Raw genomic sequence first — 2,363 nt, 5'->3', positions numbered from 1 at the left:
TGCACAACAAGATCCCCATTATACGCAATACATGTATAACATGAGTGTAATGAATCCGGCATATGCTGGTAGTAAGGAGAACTTATCTATGGGTTTGTTGTATAGAAAGCAATGGGTTGAGATAGAGGATGCACCTACTACAGGAACATTTTTCGGACATGCCCCTGTTGGTAAGAATGTTGGATTAGGATTGTCGTTTATTAATGATAAGATAGGTCCAGTTGAGGAGAACAATGTTTACGGGGATTTTTCTTACACCTTAAATTTAGGAGGTGAACATAAGTTAGCCTTTGGAGTTAAGTTAGGTTTAACGTTTCATAATGTAGGATTGTTTAGTGATATTAACTACACGTTGCCTCAACAAGGGGATGACGCTTTTAGTAAAGATATTACCAATACTTATTTTAATTTTGGTTCAGGATTTTTCTATTATACAAACAAGTATTATTTAGGATTATCGGTTCCTAATATGTTAAAGTCAACACATTTAGATATTCAACGTGGAGGCGATGAATTGCAATTTGGAACGGAGACTTCGCATTATTTTTTAACAGGAGGTTATGTGTTTGATATTAATGAGAATGTTAAGTTCAAACCATTTTTCATGTTAAAGTCAGCGTTTAGTGCACCAACATCGTTGGATTTATCGACAAATTTTTTGTTTAATGAGAAATTCGAAGTAGGTGCTACGTATCGCTTAGAAGACAGTTTTGGAGCAATGATTAACTATGCAATTAATCCGAGTTTACGCATAGGATATGCTTACGATCATATTGTTTCTGATTTGAAAGTAACTACTCCATCTTCACATGAGATTATCTTATTATTTGATTTGAACTTCCCGAAAAAGGTATCAAGTTCACCAAGATTCTTCTAACCTAAACCGACACGAGTACAATGAGAAATTTATATGTAACATTAAGTTTTGTGATGGTAAGTGGAATACTTAGTGCACAAAATCAATATACTAAAACAGCAGATAAGCTATTCAATAGATATGAATATGTAGATGCTGCCAAAGAATATTTAAAACTAGCCGAAGGCAGTAAAGCGGATAACTACGTTTACAAACAATTAGCAGAGAGCTACTATAATGTATTTAATACTAAAGATGCTGTAAAATGGTATGCTAAAGTAGTAGAGCAAAAGCAAGATGCAGAAACGTATTATAAATATGCACAAATGCTAAAGGCAGAGGGTAACTTCAAGGAAGCAGACAAACAAATGCAACAATTTGCACAATTGGCACCAAACGATCAAAGAGCAAAAACATTTAAGAGCAATCCTAATTACCTTCCAGAATTAAAAGGACAAAGTAAATTATACGACATTGTAAAATCAGACGTAAGTAGCGACAAAATCGATTTTGGAGCTGTACTTACTAATGATAACAACGTATACTTTGCAAGTGCTAGAAATACATCAAAACGTAATAGTAACTTTAACGAAGAGCCTTACTTAGATATCTACAGAGCTACATACAACGCAAACGGTACTATTAGCGATGCCGTAGCGGTAGATAACCTAAATACAAGATGGCACGATGGACCAGCAAGTATTTCAAGCGATGGCAATACGATGTACTATGGTAGTGAAAGTTTTAACGAAAAGGAGTTTACAAAAGACAAAGTAAAGAACGCAAAGTTTGGAAAAATCTATTTGTATAAAGCTACCAAAGAAGATGATAACTGGTCAAACAGCAAACCACTTCCGTTTAATAACAAAGAATACGATGTAAGAAATCCAAGCATTAGCAAAGATGGAAAAACATTGTACTTTTCATCTAACATGCCAGGAGGCTTTGGAGGAGAAGATATCTGGAAAGTAGCAGTAAACGGAGACGAATACGGAACACCAGAGAACTTAGGAGCTAAAGTAAATACAGAAGCAAACGAGAGTTTTCCATTTATTACTGATGACAATATTTTATTCTTTTCATCAAACGGAAAACAAGGCTTTGGAGGATTAGATGTATTCAAAATAGATTTAAACAAAGGTTCAGAAGCTATGAATGTTGGCGAACCAGTAAATACATCAAAAGACGATTTTGCTTTTACATACAATGCAACTAAGAAAGTTGGATTCTTCTCAAGTAACAGAGATGGAAACGACGATATCTTTAAAGCAGACCCAGTGTGTAACGTACAAGCATTAGTAAGAGTAAAAGATGCAAAAACTGGAAAAGTTATTGAAGGAGCTACCGTAATGTTAGTAGATGAGAAACAAAAAACAGTTTCAAATCAAACAACGGCATTAAATGGAGAAACTTTAACAGGAGTAATGTGTAACACAGCTTATAGTACACAAGTATCAAAATCAGGATACGAGAGTGGTATTTTTGAAGTAAAAAAAGCAGAGAACGA

General features: G+C 34.4%; 2 protein-coding genes. Both read left to right on the top strand.

Features of this window, described 5'->3' with window-relative positions; genetic code table 11:
• Positions 1-877 (top strand): PorP/SprF family type IX secretion system membrane protein (locus B0I03_RS13075; RefSeq protein WP_111567874.1); only part of this gene is annotated, 877 nt, incomplete at its 5' end.
• Between the two features lie 20 nt (positions 878-897).
• Positions 898-2,363: PD40 domain-containing protein (locus B0I03_RS13070; RefSeq protein ID WP_111567873.1), on the top strand; the 1,466-nt coding region annotated here is incomplete at its 3' end.

The sequence above is a fragment of the Flavobacterium aquaticum genome, from assembly GCF_003259835.1.
GTDB classification, from domain to species: Bacteria; Bacteroidota; Bacteroidia; order Flavobacteriales; family Flavobacteriaceae; genus Flavobacterium; species Flavobacterium aquaticum.
This window is presented reverse-complemented; position numbering and strand designations above follow the sequence as displayed.